Below are 20,268 nucleotides of genomic sequence, written 5' to 3'. Positions count from 1 at the left end.
CCGCTCGGCAGGGGAGGCTCCGCCAGGATCCGCTCGGCCTCCTTGTCGGTGAACAGCCGGGAGCGGATGAGGAAGCGCACCCCCTCCGGGGCCTCAAGGGAGAACCCTCCGCCGCGGCCGGGGACCACGTCCACCGTGAGGTGGGTGTGCCGCCAGTAGGCGTACTGGGAGGCGCTGATCCAGAACGGGGTGTCCAGGGCCAGCACGCCCAGCAGCAGGTCCGCGCCGCCGACCCGGAACTCGCCCCGGGGGTAGCACATGGGCGAGCTGCCGTCGCAGCAGCCGCCCGACTGGTGGAACATCAACGGGCCGTGTCGTTCGTGGAGCACGGTCAGCAGTTCCCCGGCGGCGGGGCTGAGCCGCACCCGCTCCACTCGGAGCGGGTGCGGCTCACCGGTGGGGCCGGTCGGCATCAGAAGAAGCCCAGTCTCTTGGGTGAGTAGCTGACCAGCAGGTTCTTGGTCTGCTGGTAGTGGTCCAGCATGACCCTGTGGTTCTCGCGGCCGATGCCCGACTGCTTGTAGCCGCCGAACGCGGCGTGCGCCGGATAGGCGTGGTAGCAGTTGGTCCACACCCGCCCGGCCTTGATCGCCCGGCCGAACCGGTAGGCGGTGTTCATGTCGCGGGTCCACACTCCGGCGCCCAGGCCGTACAGGGTGTCGTTGGCGATCTTCAGGGCCTCGTCCTCCGAGTCGAAGGTCGTCACCGAGACCACCGGCCCGAAGATCTCCTCCTGGAAGACGCGCATGTCGTTGGTGCCCTTGAAGATCGTCGGCTCGATGTAGTAGCCGCCCTCCAGGCCGGGAACCGTGCGCGGGCCGCCGCCGGTGAGCAGCTCGGCCCCCTCCTTCAGCCCGATGTCGATGTAGGACAGGATCTTCTCGTACTGGTCGTTGCTCGCCTGCGCGCCGATCATGGTGGCCGGGTCCAGCGGGTCGCCGCCGATGATGGCCCTGGTGCGGTCGAGCGCCCTGCTCATGAACTCGTCGTAGATGGACGCGTGGATCAGGGCCCGCGAGGGACAGGTGCACACCTCACCCTGGTTCAGGGCGAACATCACGAAACCCTCGATGGCCTTGTCCAGGAAGTCGTCGTCGGAGGCCGTGACGTCGGGAAGGAAGATGTTGGGGCTCTTGCCGCCGAGCTCCAGCGTCACCGGGATGATGTTCTCCGAGGCGTACTGCATGATCAGCCGTCCGGTCGTGGTCTCGCCGGTGAAGGCCACCTTGGCCACCCGCGGGCTGGAGGCCAGCGGCCGGCCCGCTTCCGCGCCGAACCCGTTGACGACGTTGATCACACCGGGCGGGAGCAGGTCGGCGATCAGCTCCATCACCAGCAGGATGCTGGCGGGGGTCTGCTCGGCGGGCTTGAGGACGACGCAGTTGCCCGCGGCCAGGGCGGGGGCGAGCTTCCACACCGCCATCAGGATGGGGAAGTTCCACGGGATGATCTGGCCCACCACGCCCAGCGGCTCGTGGAAGTGGTAGGCGACGGTGTCCTCGTCCAGCTGGCTGATCCCGCCCTCCTGGGCGCGGACGACCCCGGCGAAGTAGCGGAAGTGGTCGACGGCCAGCGGCAGGTCCGCGGCGAGCGTCTCACGTACCGGCTTGCCGTTCTCCCAGGTCTCGGCGACGGCGAGCCGCTCCAGGTTCTCCTCGATGCGGTCGGCGATCCGGTTGAGGATGAGCGACCGTTCGGCGGGTGAGGTCCGGCCCCAGGACTCGGCGGCGTTGTGGGCGGCGTCCAGTGCCAGGTCGACGTCGGCCGCGGTGGAGCGGGCCACGCTGGTGAAGGTCTGCCCGGTGACCGGGCTCGGGTTGTCGAAGTAGGCCCCGTCCACCGGGGGCACCCACTCGCCGCCGATGAAGTTGTCGTACCGGGAGGCGTAGCTGACGATGCTTCCTTCGGAACCGGGTGGTGCGTAGACCATGGTTTCGCCCTCCTTCACGCGGCTGTAACAGAGCCAACGATGGATGGGCGAGGTTGGTGAAAGGTTGGCGTCGGAGTGGACGGTGCCGGATGCTCCTCCGGAGCCTCCGGACGGGTGACGGTGCCGAGGGGCGGCGTCAGTCGTTCCGCGCCGTGCGGTGGCGGGCGAGCGCCACCGCTCTGCGCGGGTCACCGGGCCCGAGGACCGCCAGGGCCCGCTCGTGTACCTCCAGGTCGTACGGGTGCAGCTCGCCGAAGCGGAACACCGGTCCCGGGTCGTGCCAGCGGAGCACGGCCTCGCGCAGCGCGACCTCGATGTGCTCGCGCCAGGTCCTGATCCCCGGCGCGTCGGACCACGGCAGCAGGGGGCCGCCGTAGAGCCGCGCCGCCTCCTCCACCCGCCCGGCGCGGAGGGCGGCGAGCACCTCGGCGGCGTCGCAGCCAACGGGCGCGGTCAGCTCGTACCGCCGGGTGGCCAGCGCGCCGGAGAGCGCCCGCCGCAGGTGGGAGACCTCCGCCTTGAGGGTGGTCGCGGCGACCTGCCGCTCGCCGTACAGCTCGTCCATCAGCCGCTCGGGGGACATCCCGGGTCCCTGCGGTCCCGCGAGGGCGAGCAGGGTGAGGATCTCCAGCCGGCGAGGGGGTAGCCGGACGGGAACGCCGTCACGACTCAGCCCGGCGCCGCCGAGGGCGCGCAGCCGCAGACCGGAGCCGCCGTTCCGGCCGGGACCCCCGGTGAAGTCGGGACCCCCGGTGAAGTCGGGACCCGTGGCGAAGTCGGGGCTCGCGGCGAAGGAGCCCTGGATGGAAGGCCCGCCTGCGGAGGGGGAGCCCATCCGTTCGGCCAGCCGGCTCTCGATGGCGCCGACCAGGGTGTGCAGCGCGGGCATGGCCAGGGGGTGCGAGCGCTCCCAGGTGCTCGACAGGTCGAGCACGCCGAGAACCCGGCCGCCGGGGGCCCGGATCGGGGCGCAGTAGCAGACCCATCCGTGCAGGGCCCGCACGAGGTGCTCAGCCGAGAACACCTGGGTCGGGCGGCCGGTGCGCAGCGCGAGGGAGAGCGCGTTGGTGCCCATGGCCTGCTCGTCCCAGCGGCCTCCGGGGGCGAAGTTCACCGCCTCGGCCCGCCGCCGCATGACCCGGCCGCCGCAGGTCCACATGATGGTGCCCGTCTCGTCGGTGACCGCCGCGATGAAACCGCCGTCCTCGGTGATCCCGCGTAGCTCGTCGGCGATCGCGGTCAGCGGCTCGCGCAGCGGCGAGGCCCGCCAGCGCTGGCGGGCCTCGCCTTCCTCGGGGGCGCTGTCCTGCTCGGGGCGCACCGTCGCGATGGACCGGCCCCAGGAGTCGACGATCTCCTTCCTGAGCCGCTCGCGGTCATGCGGGCGCCCGCCCTGGAGCCAGCGTGTCCACTCCAGTTCCAGGTTGGTGCGCTGCCGGCGCAGTGCCTGGCTTCCTTCCATGACCTGCCTCAAACCCGTTGCCGCCTACCGTGATGATGCCTCACCACGCGCTACGGCGCACCCTTTCGGGACGGGGCCGCACATCTCAGGCCTGTCGGCTCCGGCGGGCGGGACGCCCTTGGAAGGCATCGCCTGCCTGCGTGCCTTACTCCGTCCGCCTCTCGCGACGCCGGCCCCGGGCGGCTGGACGACGGGGTCGTACGGGCGGCGGCGGAGATCCACGCCTGCGGGCCGTAGGCAGCCGTCACCGGGTGGCCCCGTGAAGCCCTGGCCGGTCCCCTGTCACCCCGGTGCAGGTCCTACGGCTGATGTGCGGAGGCACGATCACTAAGCTTCGATTACTGTGAGCATCCAAATGATTACGAAATTCGGTCGAAGACCTGCGAGACGCCTGGTCGTACAGTGAAGATATGGGCATGTTGACTGTTGATCTCGATGCCAAGGCGGAGAAGGCTCTGAACGAGCTGACCTCCGATGGCCGTTCGGCGACCGAAGCCGTTCGCGAAGCGCTCGTCATCGCTCAGCGTCTCCACCGCATGGAGTTGGCCCGAGTCGCAGCCGAGAGGCTGGCCAACGATCCCGCAGACAGGGCCGAAGCGGAAGCGATCATGAGAGACACGGAGCACCTGCGTGCGTGGTGACGTGTATCGGCTGCGTGCTCCTCGTGACGCGATGGCCCATGAGCAACGAGGTGAGCGTTTCGCGGTAATCCTCCAGTCAGACTTCCTGGCTCATCTCTCCACGGTGCTCATCGCCCCGACCTCGGCCAGTGCGCCTCCCGCGCCTTTCCGCCCCGAGGTCGAACTCCTCGGCAAGCAGACGCGGATCATGGTCGGAGCAGACCATGGCTGTCGCCCCGCACCGCCTGGGTGACTTCGCGGGGCGCCTGGACCCAGCCGAGATCGAAGAGATCGACGACGCCCTGCACACCGTCCTTGGCATGCTCCAGTAGAGAGGACGCGGAGCACACCGAGCCCGCTTCCTCTGCCGTTCTCTTAATGAGGTCCATCGACATGTCCAATGGAAGTGCCTCTATGCGAATGGCCTCGAATTTTTCTGCGGCTGTTGAGATATCGTCCTGGTCGCTGGTGACCAGCCCGCGAACGGCCGTGCCAAAGTAAGCTACCTCGCTTCCGCCTTCCAGCGTAGCGATTGTGAATCCCGCTTCAAGGCCCGCACGCATGCCTCCGAGTGGCACCACCTGCACGCTGATACGGGGAGTGATGATCGAGGTCAGGTGCTCAAGTTGCGCGCGCATGATCTGAGGGCTTCCGATCAGACGATGGATTGCCGCTTCGTCGATCACGCATCGTAGGAGCGGCGGCGCGGGACTCTCCCGGCTGAATATTCCTTGGCGTGCGAGTCGGGCCTGCACGGTGGTCTCGTCCCCGTAGAGAACGTCGCGGGCGTACTCGGGGGTCTGGAGCAGTCCGGGAATCAAGATTGGCTCGTATGCGCGCAGAGCCGTCGCCACCTGCTCTTTGTCGGCCCACTTTCCGAACCAGGAGGGGAAGACCTGCCCCTTCCTCCAGTCGAGGAGGCGGTGGAGGGCGCCGCCGGTGTTGAGGACCGCGTCGCAGGCGTCGGCGAACTCCGGGCTGGCCGGGAGCTGGCCGGTCTCCACCCCGCTGATCAGGGACTCGCTGAAATGGATCTTCTCGGCCGGCTGACTCTGGGTGAGCCCGACCGCTTTCCGGTAGTGCTTCAGCTCCCGGCCCCATATTGCCTGAGGTGTGTAAAGGTCGACCACGATGCCCTCCTTGCCGGAATTCAACAACGGCCGTGCGAATCCCCAACGCTCGTCGACGGCAACCGTTCGACTACCAGGTGTAGCCATTCGGCGGCACGCTGGCCATATGGATTCCAAGGAAGAAGGGGAGGCCGGAAAAGAGGCTCTCAAGGCGTACGCGGCACTGGTCGAAGACCTCTCCCACAACTGGGGCTGGACTCTCAACCTCTACGGAAAGTCCGTCTGGTTCCAGTGCGCCGCGAGGCGCTCCGTTATATCCCCGGCTAAGCCGGGATGAACTTGGAGGAATGTTCATGGGTCGATGACTTTACCTGGACCCGAAAGGCGAAGGGAAAAATAGCATGTCAACGAAAGCAGCGAACACAGCGTAGGCGTCAAATGTGGGCCGCCGCGAGACCCGCGTGATATGGCGAAAGCTGGATTGCCTGAAGCCTAATCTCCAGTCGATGAAAAGACGCATCCGCCGGAAAGACGCCTGAAACCGGCGCCGCATCCTGCGCTGGCATCTTGGAACGGCCGGCGCAACCTCCAGGGTGCAGGGGCGATGCCCAGTGAGGGCATTCAAGGAGATGAGTGGGCCGCCTAAGTCACGCTGACACGTATAACGGAGACGAACGCGGGATCGCCTACAAGGCGCGAGCCTCAGGGCGACGGAGTTCTCGTAGTAGTCGCAGGGGTCACGTCCTGCCAGGGAGAACGGGAAAGCCGTTCACAGGGCGAAGTGATCCGCCTTCTCCTGGAGGCGTATTACGAGCCGTCCTTCTCCGGCCACTCCCACGGTTTCCGTCCCGGCGGGGGATGCCACACCGCGTTACGCGAAGCGGCCACCACCTGGACCGGGACGAGCTGGTTCATCGAAGGGGATGTCTCCGACTGCTTCGGATCGCTCGATCACGACATCATGATCGACATCCTGGCGGAGAAGATCCGCGATGGCCGGTTCCTGAGGCTGTTGCGCAACATGCTCCAAGCCGGATACCTGGAGGACCGGGTCTGGAACGCCACACTCAGCGGTGCCCCGCAAGGTGGCGTGCTCTCCCCAATCCTGTCCAACATCTACCTGCACCGCTTGGACAATTTCGTCGAGACGGTTCTGATCCCGGAATACACCCAAGGCGAGAGCAGAAACCGCAATCCCGCCTACCGCAAGGTGGAACAGGCGCTCGCTCAGGCCCGAAAACGTGGTGACCGTGCCTTGGCGCGGGAGTTACGCGGACGGCTGCGCAGCCTGCCCAGCAAGGATCCACGCGATCCGGGCTACCGGCGGCTGCGATATGTGCGCTATGCCGACGACACCCTGCTCGGGTTCGCCGGACCGAAGAGCGAGGTCGAACATATCAAGGCACGCCTTGCACAGTTCCTGCGTGAAGACCTCAAACTGGAACTGTCGCAAGACAAGACATTGATCACGCACGCCCGTACCAGGGCGGCGAGATTTCTCGGCTATGAGATCGCCGTCAAGCATGACGACACCAAAATCAGTCATGGCCGCCGAGGGCTCACTGCGATGATCTCGCTAAATGTCCCCGCAACGGTTATCAAGGCTCAATGCGCCCCCTATCTTCAACGCGGTAAACCCGCGCGCCAACCCTCGTTGACGGCCATGGACGACTACTCCATCATCAATGTTCACGGGGCACGGTATCGGGGCGTCGTCCAGTATTACCCATTGGCCGGTGACGTCTACAGACTGAGTCGGCTGCACTGGGTCATGCAAACCTCGCTGCTGAAAACGCCGGCGGGTAAGCATCGCAGCTCGGTCGCTAAGATGGTCAGGAAACTCAAGACCACCATCGAGACACCGACGGGGCGACGCATCTGCCTGCAAGGCAGTCGCGAACGCGGCCCGGGCAGGAAACCACTGGTCGCACGGTTCGGCGGTATTCCTCTCAAACGGCAGAAGTTCGCGGTCCTCACCGACCTGCAACCGGCTCGGGACACGACCCGCCGGAAGGAGCTCATCGAGCGCCTTCTGTCAGCTCATTGTGAGATCTGCGGACGAAATGACAAGGCGACTGTTCACCAGGTCAGGAAACTCGCCGATCTTCCGGCAACCGGACCAACGCAGCCTGAGTGGGCAAGGATCATGGCCAGACGACGACGTAAGACCTTAGTCGTCTGCCACCCATGCCACGACGTCATCCATAACAGATGACGAGCCGCTAAATCACGCATAAGTCACTGGAGAGCCCGTTGCGGTGAAAGTCGCACGGCGGGTTCGGAGGGAGGCCGTCGGAAAAGGACCAGCACAGCTGGCACCTCGCTGACGGCCTACCCTGCGCTCGGCGGCATGGGCCTGAAACTCAGGATGAGTGGAAGCGGTGAACCTGGTTGTCCAGATCATCGTTCGGCTCCCGGCTCCTTGTGCCGTCTCACATCAATTCCGGCCGGGTTGACGCACTTGCATCATGCAAGCGATGATCGTTCCCCGATCATGATGACGATCAACGGAAGGAACGTTTGATGCTCCTCAGCGGTAAGGTCGCGGTGGTCTTCGGCGCCGGCGGCGCGGTGGGTGGCGCCGTCGCACGTCATTTCGCCGAGGAGGGCGCGACGGTGTTCCTCAGCGGTCGTACGTCGACGTCCGTGCAGGACGTGCAGCGCGAGATCGTCGCCAAGGGCGGCACCGCGCACGTGGCGCGGGTCGACGCCTCCAACGAGTCCGAAGTGGAGAACCACCTCGCCGAGGTGGCCGGTCGTGCCGGGGCGCCGGACGTAGTGCTGAACGCGATCGGTATCCAGCCGGTGCAGGGTGTGCCGCTGCTCGAACTCTCCCTTGCCGACTTCGTGGCCCCGATCACCGCCTGGGTGTCGTCGCAGTTCCTCACCTCGCGCATCGCAGGACGGCACATGGTCCAGCGCGGTTCGGGCGCCATCCTCACGCTCTCCGCGTCGCCGGCCACGCTGGCCGTCGCGGGGACCGGTGGATTCGGGGTCGCCTGTGCGAGCGTCGAGGCGCTCAGCCGGACGCTCGCGGCCGAACTCGGACCGGCCGGCGTGCGGGTCGCCTGTCTGCGGCCCCATCGCATCGGCGAGACGATCGACGCGCCGGACCTGCCGATGCCGGAGGCCGAGTTCCGTGCCTTCCTCGAAGGCGTGACGTTGCTCAAGCGCCTGCCCAGCTTGAACGACGTGGCTCGCACCGCGGCATTCCTCGCCTCGGACGGCGCCGCCGCGATATCGGGATCAGTGGTGAACCTGACCTGCGGCATGAGCGTGGACTGAGTCGTTACGCGAGCCCTCCCGGGGTGCCGCGGTTTTCGGGGCCGACTTGGCCACCGCTACGGTCCCTGGTCGCGCGGCCGGTCAGGCGCGGGTGAGGTCACCCGCACCCGGTGGGGTCGGAGAAGATCCGTGGCCCCGCCCTCCCCGGAGCACCGGACGGCTCGGTGGCCCGGGCGATCTCCGAGACCGGAGACGGCTCGGTGCGGGAGCGGCGGACGGATGGCGGGCGCCGCCCCCGGGTGAACGCGGTACGAGACCCGCGCCGACGGGTGACCAGGGAGCCCCGATAGGACGGCTCACAGAATAGATGCCCATATATCCTGGCAATCGCCGGATCAAGCACCGGTCTGCCGTTGAAGGTGCCGTACTACTCCCGGGGGGTTCGCTTGTCCGATCATCTGCTGTTCTCCTACGGGACCCTGCGGCTGCCGCAGGTGCAGGTGGCCCGGTTCGGACGGGAACTCGCCGGTCGCCCCGACGCCCTGCTGGGCTTCCGCCTGGAGGCACTGACCATCACCGATCCCTCGGTGATCTCCGACAGTGGAAGCGACGAGCACCCGGTGGCCGTGCGCTCCGACGACCCGCACGACGCGGTCGAAGGCACGGTGTTCACCCTCACCCCGGCGGATCTCGCGGCCGCCGATGCCTACGAGGTCGACGACTACCTACGGGTCGAAGCGGATCTGCGGTCCGGCGCGAAGGCCTGGGTCTACATCGACGCCGCGACCGCCGAGGACCTCCGCTCCCGCCGCCCGCTCGACGCTCAGGCCGACGCGATCACGCGGACCGCTCCCGCCACCGGATCCTGAAGATCCAGCTGATCGACCCCGCGAGCGACTTCTCGACCTCGGCTGACGTGGAGCGGGTCAGGAGGCGCCGCGGGCGTTCCTGCCGTTCACCGGCCGGCGCCGTTTCGGGTCGGCATGCTCAAGAAGCCGTGGTCTCCCGTCTCGCCGTCTTCGACAGGCCGGGGCCCGGTGTCGCCCGTACGTCGGCCGGCGGTGGTGAGGTCCCGCAGTCGGCGCAGGACAGTCGCTGGTCGACATGCCCGCCGCAGGCATTGTGCCGGAAGATCACCGGGGGGCCGTCGGGTGCGGCCCAGCGGTCACCCCAGCGGGTCAACGCGATGATCACAGGCTGCAGGTCGAGGCCCTTCGGGGTCAGCACGTACTCATGAAGGTCGCCGTGTTCGGTGTAACGGCGGGTCCGCATCAGACCGGCCGCGACGAAACTCTCCAGGCGGCTGGCCAGCACGTTCGGCGCGATGCCCAGCTGACGCTGGAACTCGGTGAACTTGGTGTGTCCTCGGAAGATGGCGTCCCGCATGATCAGCAGGCTCCACCGCTCGCCGATGATCTCCAGTGCGCGCGCCGCCGAGCAGTTCTGGTTGTCATAGGTACGGCCGAGCAACGTTTCTCCCTCCTCGCGGGATAGTAGTGCTCTGACCGTAGGCGTTGGTGGTGCGGGTCAGGTCACGCTCCGGACAGGGGGTGACCCCATCGGTCGCACCCGCAGGTCGTGGGCGAGGTGATCGACGCGTTCCCGCAGGCTCCGGCCAGGCCCGTGACCACGCACGCCACCCGGCCGGCGGGCCGGGCGGCGTGTCATCCGACAGCGTGAAAGTTCGGCGTTGCCTGTGATCATGCCTCTGACCTGGGAGGGCGGATATGTTCCGGGTAACGCCAACCTTTGATCGCCAGTTTGTGGTCAATGCGACCGGCCGCGGTCGAACTCGTTGGCCTTCACGCCGTTGAGGAAGGCGTCCCACTCGGCGGGGGTGAAGAAGAGCTTGGGGCCTTCGGGGTCCCTGGAGTCGCGTACGGCGATCAGCTCGGGGTGCTCGGCCTTGTGGCCGGGGGCGTCGACGACATCCTTGAGCTCCGCGACCTCAACGCAGTTTCCGCCGTTGTCCCCGGTCCAAGTGGACTTACGCCATTGAGCTCTGCTCAGGCCCACCTTTCCTCTGCCGTCCTTTTGATGAGGTCTATCGACATGCGTAGCGGCAACGCCTCGGTCCTGATGGACTCGAACTTCCGGATTGCGTAGCGGACTTCTTCGTGATCATTGACGGTGAGTCCATGTAGAGCCGTGTCCACGTTCGCTACATCGATTCCACCATCAAAGGTTGCGATGGTGAACCCGCTGAGCAGACCCGGATGCATCCCGTGGGGAATCATCTGGATACTAAGCGTGGGGCTGGTTATGGAACACAGATACTCCAGCTGCCCTCGCATGTCCTTGGGTTCGCCTATGGGGCGATAGAGAACAGCCTCATCAATGATGCATCGGAGGATCGGGGGCTGCGGATTCTCCCGGGTGAGGATCGACTGATGTTCCAGGCGAGCTCTCAGGGCTATCTCGTCGCCATGCATCACCACACGGGCGTAAGCCTCGGTCTGAAGCAGCCCTGGAATCAGAAGAGGTTCGTAGGCGCGCAGTTCGGTTGCCTCCGGTTCCCTTGCCCGCCACTTGCCGAACCACGACGGGAACTGTTGCCCCTTCCTCCAGTCGAGGAGGCGGCGGAGGGCGCCGCCGGTGTTGAGGACCGCGTCGCAGGCGTCGGCGAACTCGGGGCTGGCCGGGGGCTGGCCGGTCTCCACCCCGCTGATCAGGGACTCGCTGAAATGGATCTTCTCGGCCGGTTGACTCTGGGTGAGCCCGGCCGCTTTCCGGTAGTGCTTCAGCTCCCGGCCCCATATTGCCTGAGGTGTGTAGAGGTCGACCAGGATGCCCTCCTTGCCGGAATTTAACAACGGCCGTGCGAATCCCCAACGCTCGTCGACGGCAACCATTCGACTACCAGGCGTAGCCATTCGGCGGCATGCTGGCCATATGGATTCCAAGGAAGAAGAGGAGACCGGAAAAGAGGCTCTCAAGGCGTACGCGGCACTGATCGAATATCGCTACACGCTGGACCCTTCCCTGGCCGTGCTGGGGGAGAGACGGATACCGCGCGAAACGAGAAACGTGGCCTCCGTCCGCCGATTCGTCCGGGACATCGCCACCGACTGGAACACGTCGGAAGACCCCCCGGAAATCGCCGAACTCCTGGTCTCCGAACTCGTCACCAACGCGATCGCACACGGCTCGTCAGATGTTCCAGACCCGACCGCCATCCGCATCAGAACCATCAGGGAGAAAGAATTGATGACCGTGGACGCTGCATAGCCGTCCCAGAATGAGGCAGGCCAACTGTCTGGATACCTCCGGCAGGGGCCTGGCCGTCGTCGAAGACCTCTCCCACAACTGGGGCTGGACCCTCAACCCCTACGGCAAGTCGGTGTGGTTCCAGTTGACGGCGTGGCCCTGAATCTCGGAAGAGCGTAAGCGGTCGGTTCGGGCGTTGGTGACACGCGTGGTGATGAACGCCGGCGTCTCGGGCCACCATGCTTCGATCGTCTCGGCCGGCGTGATCAGCTCGTCGACGCCGGAGTCGGCGCACCAGGAGAAGAAGCCGGAACAGCCGGTGGGAGATCACCGATCGTGGCGCCTGGGTGCGTGCGCAGGACAGCAGGGCACGCAGTTCTTCAGCCATCGATACTGGGTCCGGGTGGATCGGCTCACAGGACGAACAAACCAAGTAGGTCATGGGGGACGTAGCAGTGAGACTTTTTCATCCTTGAAGCCGCAGCTCAGAGCGGCTAAGCCGGTATAAGTGAACACCCAGGCCGCCGGGCAGGTCGTCGGGCGATCCCGCCCAGTCCAAGCAACTCCACATCACCCGCTCCTGAGCTGTCCGACTGGGAGGATGAAAAGGCTCACCGATCGCCAGAATCCTGAGTTCACGCTGGCCAGGGGTGCGTCACGCCGTATTGCGCCCAGCCCCATCGGCCCGTGACGACCGGGTTCTGTGTCTGTCGGTGGCGGCTGGCAGCATGACGACATGACTATGCAGCCCCTCGATATCTCTTGGCTCTGCGGCGAATACTCCGAGGAGTGCTACAGCTTCATCTACATCCGTGCCACGCCTGAGCAGGTGATTACCCGCCTCGGCGGTCGATGGGAGGACTTCACGCCGGGCCCCTTCCCCGACGACCCGGATCACTACCCACGTTCTGGGGAGCCTCTCGGCGTCACCTCCATCGGCGACTGGACGTTCGTTTTCGACCCTGACTGGCTCGGCACCTGCGAAAACGTGATCACTGAACTCTCCCAGGGCACCCGCCTCGTCTCCCAAGCCGCACTCGCCATCAAGGGCATGGACTACTTCTACTGGTGCGAGAACGGCGAGATCAGATTCCGCCTAGGAGTCGATGAAGAACATCTGACGGAGACCCCGGACGAACTCGCGGACACGATGACGGAGATCGACAAGCTCTACCCATCGTTTCCCCCGCTCTACGAAGGGCCGGCTTTCCTGCTCGTCGAGCACCTGACCGGGATCAGGGCGACGGAGCAACTACTGAAGGGCTCCACGTTCATGTGGGGCCTCGTCCCAGAACCAAGCAAGTCGTAACGTTGGCCAGCAGTGAACCCTTTTCATCCTCACACGGCCTGCGCGACGCGGTGGTTTTGAAGGACGGCATGGCCTTGCACAGATGACCGGCCTTGGAAGGGCTGCGGCGTAGCTTGCGGAGGATTTTCCAGCTTTTCAGCTGGACGTTCGCGCGTTCGCCGGGTCCGCGAAGGCGGGCGTGGGCGCGGTTGGCCTGCTTTTGGGACTCGGGCTTGTCCTTGCCCTTGTACGGGGTGAGGGCCGGGCCCTCGGCTCCCTGACAGCCACGAGCTTGACGTTCTTGTTGCCCTGGGTGGCGTCGTAGGTGAACCGGAAGAACACCTCAGGCCGGGGGAGCGAGGGTGCCGGTGGCGAGGGCGTGGGTCAGGGCGGTGGCGGCGGTCTGGCCCGAGGTGGTCAGCTCCCGGAGTTCGGCCTCGAAGGTGAAGATCCTGCGGAAGGTGTCACCGTACCTTCGCTGCTCCTCGACCGAGAGGCGCGGCACCTGGGCGCGGCGCGGGTCGAAGCGGGTGGAGCCCGACTGGGTGCCGGTCGTCGCGCCCGGGGAGAGCGCCCGGACGAAGCCCGCGAGGAAGAACGGGTCCAGCCGGTCGGGGTCGGGGCGCAGCAGGACGAGCCGGGGGCCGAGCAGCAGGCCGGTCTCCTCGATCACCCGGGTGGCCAGGCCGCCGGTCCCGATGGCGGCGACCACGTCTCCGGGTTCGGTCCTGACCCGGCCCTCGGGGCGGGTGCGCGTCTCCACCGCGCCCCCGTCCAGGACGTGCCGGTCGGTCAGCACCGGATCGCCCGAGCCGTCGATCTCGAAGCGCCCCGCCTGCCAGACGGCCAGCGCCCCGATCCGCTCCAGTTCCGCCAGCGTGACGGACGGCAACTCCTGGCCGGTGCCGGGGACGGCCTCGGGGACGAGGGTGGCCAGCCGCCCGAGCCGCTCGGCCAGGCGCTCGCAGAGCAGCAGATAACCCTCTGCGGAGACCTGCTCCTCGGTTCCGAGATACCGGGAAGGGGTGACGTCGACGTCCTCGTCGACCAGCTCGATGATCGGGACCGTCCGGCTCTCACCCGGCCTGTCGACGTCGAGGTCGGGGTCCGCATGGAACGCGCGCCACCGCTCGGCCACCGCGTCGAGGTTTCCCAGGTCGGCCTCGGCCATCAGGACGCGGGAGGGGGTGCGGTCGTCGGCGGTGGGCTTGCGCAGCACCCAGATGTGCACGGGCAGCGCGGTGCCGCCCGACGCGACCTTCGGGGGGAGGCCGATGACGGCCCGCAGGGTCCCGCGCCGCAGCAGGTTGCTGCGGATACGGCGGCCCGAGCGGCGGTTGGCGGCGATCGCGGGCATCAGCAGCACCGCGACGCCGCCCGGCGTCAGGTGGGCGAGCGCGTGCTGGACCCAGGCCAGTTCCGACTCCATCTTGGGCGGCAGCCCGTACTCCCAGCGCGGGTCGCTGGTCAGCTCGTCGTATCCCCAGTGGCGCTCGTTGAACGGGGGATGGCACACCACGGCGTCGACGGTCAGGTCGGGCCAGGCGTCATGGCGCAGCGAGTCGCCCGTTCTGACCTCGCCACCGGTCTCCGGCGCACCGCCCGCCTTCGCCCTGCCGCCCGCCCGCTTCCGGCCGGCCGCCGGCGTCTCGCCGCCCGCTCCGGCCAGTGCCAGGCGTGACTGCGCCAGCCGGGCGAGGGAGTCGTCGTACTCCTGCCCGTACGCGTGCCGCCCCGGGGCCGCCGCGGCGAGGAGGACGCCGAGACCGCAGGCGGGGTCGAGGACGGACCGGGTGCCTGGCCCCGCCAGGTGGGCCATGAAGTCCGCGATCTCGGCGGGTGTCTCGGCCAGGCGGCGCGAGTGGACGTCGGCGTAGCGGTCCAGCAGGAAGCGGACGGCCGCAGGGCCGCCCTCCTCCTCGGCATACCGCCTGATCAGCTCCCATACGGGGGCCGGGACGGTGCGGGGCCGGCCCTGGCCGAGCAGGAGCTCGGTGGCCTCGGCGACGACCTCGCCGAGCCTGAGGTCGTCGCCGGCGGCGCGGACCTGCTGCCAGACGCGCTCGCGTAGCGGGAGCTCGGCCACCTTGCCCTGCTGGAGCAGCCACGCCTCGACGGTGCCGAGTGAGAAGGTCGGGCTGGTCGCCGTCCCGCCCACGGGCTCGGGGAAGTCCTCGTGCCGTCGCCGCCAGTTGCTCACGGCCGCGCGGCCGACGCCCGCCATCCGCGCGATGTCGGCGGCGGTGACGCTCGCCTCGTCCCCTGCCATCGCCAGCCTCCGTTTTCCCACGTCAGCTCATTTGACATGTGGACGACAACTTATCTCACAGCGTTGACGGGCGTCGATCGGCGGCATCGGGTACGTGTATTTGGTTCACGCAGCGGGGGTGTCGGCGTAAAAGGACCTGCGAATTGTCGGTGGGGCAGGCAAGGATGACCCCATCATGGTTATCCACCCGTCTCTCCCGTTCACCGCCACGACGTCCTCGAGCGGGGACATCGTGGTCTTCTACGTCGGCACCGAGCCCCGGATGACACCGGAGCAGGCGCTCGCGTTCGCCGACCAGCTCCGTGATCTCGCGGCCGGTGTGTCGCGCCTGGGTCGCCAGGAGCACCGGCCGGCGGACACCGGATGTCCTGACCGCGCCATGGCGTATTCGCGATAATCCCTTTCACTCTCCGTGGTCATTGCGTAACGTTCTGCCTGTCGTGGCTTCCGGAAAGGGGAGCCACCTCGTCGATTCGCCGTGCTCCCGAGGACGTCGAAGTCGGATACGGAAGGACGGAACATGCAACCCTTCGAGCTCCCTGACTTCTACCTGCCGTACCCGGCCAGGCTGAACCCCCACGTGGAGACCGCGCGCGAGCACACCAGGGCCTGGGCGCACGACATGGGCATCCTCGATCCCGACCTCGGCATCTGGGACGAGGACAGGCTGGAGGCGATGGACTACGGCCTGCTCTGCGCCTACACCCACCCCGACGCGCCCGCCGGTGAGCTCGACCTCATCACCGACTGGTACGTGTGGGTGTTCTTCTTCGACGACCACTTCCTGGAGGCCTTCAAGCGCAGCGGTGACCTGGCCGGGGCCAAGGAATACCTCGACCGGCTGGCGGCCTTCATGCCGGTGCACCCCACCGGGCCCGCTCCCGAGCCGGAGAACCCGGTGGAGCGCGGCCTGGCCGACCTGTGGGCCCGCACCATCCCGGCCATGTCCGCCGACTGGCGGGCCCGGTTCGTCGAGAGCACCAGGAACCTCCTCGACGAGTCCCTCTGGGAGCTCGCCAACATCAACGCCGGACGCGTCGCCAACCCGATCGAGTACATCGAGATGCGGCGTAAGGTCGGCGGCGCCCCCTGGTCGGCCAACCTGGTGGAGCACGCCGCGGGCGCGGAGATCCCGGCCGCCGTCGCCGCCAGCAGGCCGATGCGCGTGCTGAGGGACACCTTCGCCGACGGGGTGCACCTGCGCAACGACCTCTTCTCCTACGAGCGGGAGGTCGGCGACGAGGGCGAGCTCAGCAACGGGGTGCTGGTCTTCGAGCGCTTCCTGGGCTACGACACCCAGCGGGCGGCCGACGCGGTCAACGATCTGATCACCTCCAGGCTGCACCAGTTCGAGAACACCGCCCTCACCGAGTTGCCGGCCCTCTTCGAGGAGCACGGCCTGGACCTGAAGTCCCGCATCGACGTCCTCGCGTACGTCAAGGGGCTCCAGGACTGGCAGTCGGGTGGCCATGAGTGGCACATGCGCTCCAGCCGCTACATGAACGGCGCCTCGCAGACCTCCCCGGTCGCCCCGGCCCTCCTCGGCGGTCCCGCCGGTCTGGGCACCTCGGCGGCGCGCATCAGGCTGGCGCCCGGCATCACCGGCCCGGGTGGGATCAGGAGTCACACCCACGTCCCTCTGCAGAAGGTGGGGCCGGTGCCGCTGCCCGAGATCTACATGCCGTACCCGGCCAGGATGAACCCCAACCTGGACGGCGCCCGCCGCCACGCGGTGGAGTGGGCGCGCGAGATGGGGATGTTCGAGCAGCTGCCAGGCTTCCCCGGGCTGGCCGTCTGGACCGAGCGCAAGCTCGACGGCTACGACTTCGCCATCTGCGCCGGGGCGATCAACCCGGACGCGACCGGCCCCGAGCTGGACATCTCGACGTTCTGGCTCACCTGGGGGACCTACGCCGACGACTACTTCCCGGTGGTGTTCGGACCCCGGCGTGACATGCTCGGCGCGAAGGTGTTCAACGCGCGGCTGTCGGCCTTCATGCCGCTCGACCTCTCCGCCACCCCGCCGCCGGCCAACCCGATCGAGCGCGGCCTGGCCGACCTGTGGTTCCGTACGGCGACCCCCATGTCGGAGAGCGCGCGTGCCGGGTTCCGCCGGGCCGTCGAGGACATGACGGAGAGCTGGCTGTGGGAGCTGGCCAACCACATCCAGAACCGGGTTCCCGACCCGGTCGACTACATCGAGATGCGCCGCAAGACCTTCGGCTCCGACCTCACCATGAGCCTGTCCCGGCTGGCCCACGGCAAGTCGGTGCCGCCCGAGGTCTACAACACCCGGACGATGCGCGGGCTGGACGACTCGGCCGCCGACTACGCCTGCCTGGTCAACGACCTCTGCTCCTACCAGAAGGAGATCCAGTTCGAAGGCGAGCTGCACAACTGCGTGCTGGTCGTCCAGGACTTCCTCAACTGCGACCTGCGACAGGCGGTCGACATCGTCAACGACCTGATGACGTCTCGAATGCGGCAGTTCGAGCACATCGTCGCCACCGAGCTCCCGGCCCTGTACGACGACTTCGACCTCGACGGGGAGGCCAGGGCGACGCTCGACGGATACGTGGCGGAGCTGCAGGACTGGATGGCGGGCGTCCTGCTCTGGCACATGAAGACCCGCCGCTACGACGAGTCCGAGCTGCGCCACCCACCCGCGACGCTCCGCCCGGTCGGCGGCCCCACCGGGCTGGGGACCCTCGCCGCCTACGTCGGCGGGCGCTGAACGACACACCCATCGTGCCCGGTCTCCGGCCGGGAAGCCCGGCTGTGGGCCGCCCGAGGGGGTGGAATACCGGAAGACCCCCAGGCCGGGTGCCTACTGCGTCAGGCGGAAGGGAGACCAGACCATGTATCTGACCCAGGCCCAACGTGACGCCGGCTGCCGGTGGCGGTTCGACAGGCCGAAGGCCGTCCACCGTTTCAAGAACAGTTCGAACTACTGCTACGTCTCCCGCTGACGAGGCCGCGAGCGGTCGTCGGACGTCCCGCTCGGTCACGTCGTGCGCCAGTCGTGGGACGTCCGGGCGGTCACGCCGTCATGTCGCGTGGGCGCGGTCGAAGGACGTCCCGGTCGCCCACACCGCGCGGTCGCCTCCTGTGGCGGCCGGGCGCGGGGCCGTACCGTACCCGGTCGGGTTTGGAACGCGTCGACAAAGGTGACGCGAGTCCGACACGCTCGCCGCGGTCGGCGACCGCAACAGCCGCCGGGACCACTCCAGGAACTTCTTCCGTATCGGCGGGCCGTGGGCAGGCAGGGCGAAGATGAGCCTCGTGGTCAACGGCGACGACACGATTGGCGATACGTGGCACGGATGTGCCCGTGTCCGGGACCGGACACGGGCATGGATACGGATCAGCCGACCGAGGCCGTTTCCTGGGTGGCCCGTGGCCGGGCGACCAGGCTGCGTTCCGTGAGGGCGCCGAACACCAGTCCGAGGGCGGACCACAGAACGACCTGGGTGCCGAGGGAGGCGAGACGGAATCGCCACAGCAGCACGGCGGGGAAGTCTGCGGGGACCTCGTTGACCTCCGGTAGGACCAGATAGGTGACGGTGACGAGTGCGACGAAGAGGGCACCGGCCACCAGCGTGGCGTTCCAGTTGCCCAGTCGCACCGTCAGACGGCGCCCCACCTGCACCGAGGCGATCACGATCGCCACCGAGATGGCGATCACCGCGAAGTACAGGCCGGTGCGGGCGCCGATGGTGTCACCCACGCCCACCGAGGGCGGATTGGCGGGGTAGATCAGGAACGGCACCAGCACGACGGTGACGAATCCGCCGCCGGCCACCAACGCCGAGGTGGCGCGGACGCCGAACCCTCCGATCCGTCCGTAGGCGAGGGCGAACGCCACGGCGAACAACCCGCCGATCGCCACTCCGAACAGGCCGATCGCGACGGCCAGACCTGAGGTCTGCTGAACGATACGTGAGACTGTTTCCGGCTCGGCGGCCGCCGCCTCGTGCGCCTGATGTCCCTCGAACGCGATGGCCAGGCTCACCTGGGGCTCGCCGAAGATCCAGGCGAACACCAGGGCGAGGGCGGCCGATACGAGCCCGACGAGCATTCCGCGCAGCAGCAGTGCGCGCATCGTCATGGAATCTCCCGTCTGCTGGTCAGTGACAGGGGAAGCCGAGGAGATGCCGGCCGTCGTGGACGAACTCGTGGACGAACTGACCACCGAACACGGAGAACGCCCCCTGCTCTGTTCCGACGAAGTAGAGGAGAAGGAGCGACAGCACCGCACCGAAGATCGCCCAAGGGAGGACTTCACGGAGGGGGATCCGGAGGGGCTGGGGGATGGGTACGGCAGCCTGTGCCATGGAATCGTCTCCTTCGGGAATGCCACGTCCCGATCGTTGGGAGGCTACGACGATGCGCAGACGTGGTCCAGAAGGCCGCAACGGTACGTTCACAGTGGCATGCAGGCTCAGATCCGACCGATTCCACTCGCCGTCGTAGTCAGGTTGATGACAACGTACGATGCGAGTCCGGCTCCGTCCATGGGCCGGAAGGAAACCAAAGGCATCCGCGGACGCCATCCCCCGCTCACCATTCGGAGCCACCACGTGACGATCCGTTTGACCTTGGTCTGTCATGGTCCCACCGTCGCGCTCTCCCGGGCGTCCTTCCCGGCCGACGAACCGCTCACCGAACGAGGCGGACAGGCGGCAGGGCACGGGGGGGAGTCCGCGGCGACGGCCTGGTGCAGCCCCGCCGCCGCGGCCAGAGAGACCGCGGCGGCGCTCGGACTGGACCCGTCGATCGAGCCCGCGCTGCGCGACTGCGACTACGGGCGCTGGCGCGGCCGCGGGCTCGCCGAGGTCCAGGCCGCCGAACCCGAGGCGATCCGGGACTGGCTCACCGACCCCGCCGCCAGGCCGCACGGCGGGGAGTCGATCGTGGATCTGATCGAGCGGACCGGCGACTGGCTGGCGGGCCTGTGGCGGGATTCCTTCCACGGTCGCGCGGTCGCGGTGACGCACGCCGCGGTCATCCGGGCCGCGTTGGTGAACGTGCTCGCCGCGCCTCCCGCCTCGTTCTGGCGCGTCGACGTCCCGCCGCTGGCCCGGGTTCGGCTCACCGCCCACCACGGCCGCTGGCAGCTGCGCGCGACCGAGCCTGACCGGCCGCCGGTCTGACGGAGAGCCACGACCTCAGGCACGGCGGTCGCGGCACCGGGCTC

At 67.7% G+C, this 20,268-nt stretch carries 21 protein-coding genes and 2 pseudogenes; 12 read left to right on the top strand and 11 right to left on the bottom strand.

Annotation, left to right across the window (positions count from 1 at the left end; translation table 11 throughout):
* Positions 1-26 precede the first annotated feature (26 nt).
* The 3 genes and pseudogenes from ACQP0P_RS37090 to ACQP0P_RS37080 form a co-directional block, all read right to left on the bottom strand.
* Positions 27-413 (bottom strand): annotated as a pseudogene (locus ACQP0P_RS37090) (DUF779 domain-containing protein); the annotation flags it as partial.
* A complete protein-coding gene (adh, locus tag ACQP0P_RS37085; protein WP_433364505.1) occupies positions 413-1,930 on the bottom strand; it encodes an aldehyde dehydrogenase in 1,518 nt (505 codons plus the stop codon). The gene adh and the pseudogene ACQP0P_RS37090, both read right to left, overlap by 1 nt.
* A 136-nt stretch (positions 1,931-2,066) precedes the next feature.
* On the bottom strand, positions 2,067-3,392 hold the full coding sequence (locus tag ACQP0P_RS37080) for a GAF domain-containing protein (protein WP_433364502.1): 1,326 nt from the start codon (positions 3,390-3,392) through the stop codon (positions 2,067-2,069).
* A 410-nt stretch (positions 3,393-3,802) separates the two neighbouring features.
* Here ACQP0P_RS37080 and ACQP0P_RS37075 point away from each other — a divergent pair, with 410 nt between their 5' ends.
* Together ACQP0P_RS37075 and ACQP0P_RS37070 are read left to right on the top strand one after the other, a co-directional pair.
* On the top strand, positions 3,803-4,033 hold the full coding sequence (locus ACQP0P_RS37075; RefSeq protein WP_355625348.1) for a hypothetical protein: 231 nt from the start codon (positions 3,803-3,805) through the stop codon (positions 4,031-4,033).
* 31 nt (positions 4,034-4,064) lie between these two features.
* Positions 4,065-4,265 carry a type II toxin-antitoxin system PemK/MazF family toxin gene (locus tag ACQP0P_RS37070; protein ID WP_433382298.1) on the top strand — a complete coding sequence of 67 codons (201 nt, stop codon included), beginning with the start codon at positions 4,065-4,067 and terminating at the stop codon, positions 4,263-4,265.
* On the opposite strand, the gene ACQP0P_RS37065 is transcribed toward ACQP0P_RS37070, so the two are convergent.
* On the bottom strand, positions 4,219-5,142 hold the full coding sequence (locus ACQP0P_RS37065; RefSeq protein ID WP_433364498.1) for a helix-turn-helix domain-containing protein: 924 nt from the start codon (positions 5,140-5,142) through the stop codon (positions 4,219-4,221). The genes ACQP0P_RS37070 and ACQP0P_RS37065 overlap by 47 nt on opposite strands.
* Before the next feature lie 106 nt (positions 5,143-5,248).
* On the opposite strand from ACQP0P_RS37065, the gene ACQP0P_RS37060 reads away from it, so the two are divergent.
* The 4 genes from ACQP0P_RS37060 to ACQP0P_RS37045 all read left to right on the top strand — a co-directional run bounded on the left by ACQP0P_RS37060 (position 5,249) and on the right by ACQP0P_RS37045 (position 9,176).
* The gene (locus ACQP0P_RS37060; RefSeq protein WP_433364495.1) at positions 5,249-5,419 is read left to right on the top strand and encodes a hypothetical protein; all 171 of its coding nucleotides are present in this window, start codon (positions 5,249-5,251) and stop codon (positions 5,417-5,419) included.
* Between the two features lie 444 nt (positions 5,420-5,863).
* Complete coding sequence (locus tag ACQP0P_RS37055; RefSeq protein WP_433364492.1) at positions 5,864-7,297, top strand: reverse transcriptase domain-containing protein; 1,434 nt, start codon at positions 5,864-5,866, stop codon at positions 7,295-7,297.
* A 308-nt stretch (positions 7,298-7,605) separates the two neighbouring features.
* Complete coding sequence (locus ACQP0P_RS37050) at positions 7,606-8,367, top strand: SDR family NAD(P)-dependent oxidoreductase (protein WP_433364489.1); 762 nt, start codon at positions 7,606-7,608, stop codon at positions 8,365-8,367.
* A 386-nt stretch (positions 8,368-8,753) separates the two neighbouring features.
* Positions 8,754-9,176: a gamma-glutamylcyclotransferase family protein gene (locus ACQP0P_RS37045; RefSeq protein WP_433364486.1), complete on the top strand. Its 423-nt coding sequence runs from the start codon at positions 8,754-8,756 to the stop codon at positions 9,174-9,176.
* 118 nt (positions 9,177-9,294) lie between these two features.
* Here ACQP0P_RS37045 and ACQP0P_RS37040 read toward each other — a convergent pair whose 3' ends face one another.
* The 3 genes from ACQP0P_RS37040 to ACQP0P_RS37030 all read right to left on the bottom strand — a co-directional run bounded on the left by ACQP0P_RS37040 (position 9,295) and on the right by ACQP0P_RS37030 (position 11,159).
* Positions 9,295-9,777, bottom strand: a complete 483-nt coding sequence (locus tag ACQP0P_RS37040; protein WP_433364483.1) for a winged helix-turn-helix transcriptional regulator — start codon at positions 9,775-9,777, stop codon at positions 9,295-9,297.
* Between the two features lie 297 nt (positions 9,778-10,074).
* Positions 10,075-10,323: a DUF397 domain-containing protein gene (locus ACQP0P_RS37035; RefSeq protein WP_433364480.1), complete on the bottom strand. Its 249-nt coding sequence runs from the start codon at positions 10,321-10,323 to the stop codon at positions 10,075-10,077.
* A complete protein-coding gene (locus ACQP0P_RS37030; RefSeq protein WP_433364478.1) occupies positions 10,314-11,159 on the bottom strand; it encodes a helix-turn-helix domain-containing protein in 846 nt (281 codons plus the stop codon). The genes ACQP0P_RS37035 and ACQP0P_RS37030 overlap by 10 nt, the downstream gene beginning before the upstream one ends.
* A 40-nt stretch (positions 11,160-11,199) precedes the next feature.
* On the opposite strand from ACQP0P_RS37030, the gene ACQP0P_RS37025 reads away from it, so the two are divergent.
* From ACQP0P_RS37025 to ACQP0P_RS37015, 3 genes are all read left to right on the top strand, one after another.
* Positions 11,200-11,535 carry an ATP-binding protein gene (locus tag ACQP0P_RS37025; protein WP_433364476.1) on the top strand — a complete coding sequence of 112 codons (336 nt, stop codon included), beginning with the start codon at positions 11,200-11,202 and terminating at the stop codon, positions 11,533-11,535.
* A gap of 10 nt (positions 11,536-11,545) precedes the next feature.
* Positions 11,546-11,677 carry a hypothetical protein gene (locus tag ACQP0P_RS37020; RefSeq protein WP_433364473.1) on the top strand — a complete coding sequence of 44 codons (132 nt, stop codon included), beginning with the start codon at positions 11,546-11,548 and terminating at the stop codon, positions 11,675-11,677.
* Positions 11,678-12,250: 573 nt separating this feature from the next.
* A complete protein-coding gene (locus tag ACQP0P_RS37015; RefSeq protein WP_433364470.1) occupies positions 12,251-12,823 on the top strand; it encodes a DUF6461 domain-containing protein in 573 nt (190 codons plus the stop codon).
* 29 nt (positions 12,824-12,852) lie between these two features.
* Here ACQP0P_RS37015 and ACQP0P_RS37010 read toward each other — a convergent pair.
* Both ACQP0P_RS37010 and ACQP0P_RS37005 read right to left on the bottom strand, forming a co-directional pair.
* A pseudogene (locus tag ACQP0P_RS37010) lies at positions 12,853-13,061 on the bottom strand (transposase family protein); the annotation flags it as partial.
* Positions 13,062-13,145: 84 nt separating this feature from the next.
* A complete protein-coding gene (locus ACQP0P_RS37005) occupies positions 13,146-15,092 on the bottom strand; it encodes an HsdM family class I SAM-dependent methyltransferase (RefSeq protein WP_433364467.1) in 1,947 nt (648 codons plus the stop codon).
* A 154-nt stretch (positions 15,093-15,246) separates the two neighbouring features.
* On the opposite strand from ACQP0P_RS37005, the gene ACQP0P_RS37000 reads away from it, so the two are divergent.
* A complete protein-coding gene (locus ACQP0P_RS37000) occupies positions 15,247-15,468 on the top strand; it encodes a hypothetical protein (RefSeq protein WP_433364464.1) in 222 nt (73 codons plus the stop codon).
* A 123-nt stretch (positions 15,469-15,591) separates the two neighbouring features.
* Positions 15,592-17,805, top strand: coding sequence for a family 2 encapsulin nanocompartment cargo protein terpene cyclase (locus ACQP0P_RS36995; RefSeq protein ID WP_433364461.1), 2,214 nt, complete (start codon positions 15,592-15,594; stop codon positions 17,803-17,805).
* A gap of 630 nt (positions 17,806-18,435) precedes the next feature.
* On the opposite strand, the gene ACQP0P_RS36990 is transcribed toward ACQP0P_RS36995, so the two are convergent.
* On the bottom strand, positions 18,436-19,179 hold the full coding sequence (locus ACQP0P_RS36990) for a CbtA family protein (protein ID WP_433364458.1): 744 nt from the start codon (positions 19,177-19,179) through the stop codon (positions 18,436-18,438).
* 19 nt (positions 19,180-19,198) lie between these two features.
* Positions 19,199-19,405, bottom strand: coding sequence for a CbtB domain-containing protein (locus ACQP0P_RS36985; protein WP_433364455.1), 207 nt, complete (start codon positions 19,403-19,405; stop codon positions 19,199-19,201).
* A gap of 246 nt (positions 19,406-19,651) precedes the next feature.
* Here ACQP0P_RS36985 and ACQP0P_RS36980 point away from each other — a divergent pair, with 246 nt between their 5' ends.
* Entirely contained in the window at positions 19,652-20,224 is a 573-nt protein-coding gene (locus ACQP0P_RS36980; protein ID WP_433364452.1) for a histidine phosphatase family protein, read from the top strand.
* Positions 20,225-20,268 lie beyond the last annotated feature (44 nt).

Source organism: Streptosporangium sp. CA-115845, assembly GCF_050943795.1.
In the GTDB taxonomy this organism is placed as follows: Bacteria; Actinomycetota; Actinomycetes; order Streptosporangiales; family Streptosporangiaceae; genus Streptosporangium.
Note: the sequence above shows the minus strand (reverse complement) of the source record. Positions and strands in the feature narration are given on the sequence as shown.